Origin of the sequence: Pseudomonas sp. ICMP 8385 (genome assembly GCF_002699915.1) — a bacterium.
Classification (GTDB): Bacteria; Pseudomonadota; Gammaproteobacteria; order Pseudomonadales; family Pseudomonadaceae; genus Aquipseudomonas; species Aquipseudomonas gessardii.
Genome location: NZ_LKBY01000033.1, coordinates 1 through 395, shown reverse-complemented (window position 1 = coordinate 395; position 395 = coordinate 1). Strand labels below are relative to the sequence as shown.

The window sequence follows — 395 nt, the reverse complement described above, 5'->3', positions numbered from 1 at the left end:
AAACGAGACTCGAACTCGCGACCCCGACCTTGGCAAGGTCGTGCTCTACCAACTGAGCTATTCCCGCAAATGGCGTCCCCTAGGGGACTCGAACCCCTGTTACCGCCGTGAAAGGGCGGTGTCCTAGGCCACTAGACGAAGGGGACACGCTAACTGAAACACATGGTGTGTATTCCAGTGCCCAGACCCTTATCCGAAGACTTGGTCCTGGTTTCACTCAGTGCCGCCCGAAAGCCACACTGTTTAAAAATGGAGCGGGAAACGAGACTCGAACTCGCGACCCCGACCTTGGCAAGGTCGTGCTCTACCAACTGAGCTATTCCCGCAATGGCGTCCCCTAGGGGACTCGAACCCCTGTTACCGCCGTGAAAGGGCGGTGTCCTAGGCCACTAGAC

At 57.7% G+C, this 395-nt stretch carries 2 tRNA genes; both read right to left on the bottom strand.

Going from position 1 to position 395, the window contains the following annotated elements:
• Positions 1 to 70: 70 nt before the first annotated feature.
• Positions 71 to 146 (bottom strand) — tRNA-Glu (locus AO268_RS05510).
• A gap of 104 nt (positions 147 to 250) precedes the next feature.
• Positions 251 to 326 (bottom strand) — tRNA-Gly (locus AO268_RS05505).
• Positions 327 to 395: the final 69 nt, after the last annotated feature.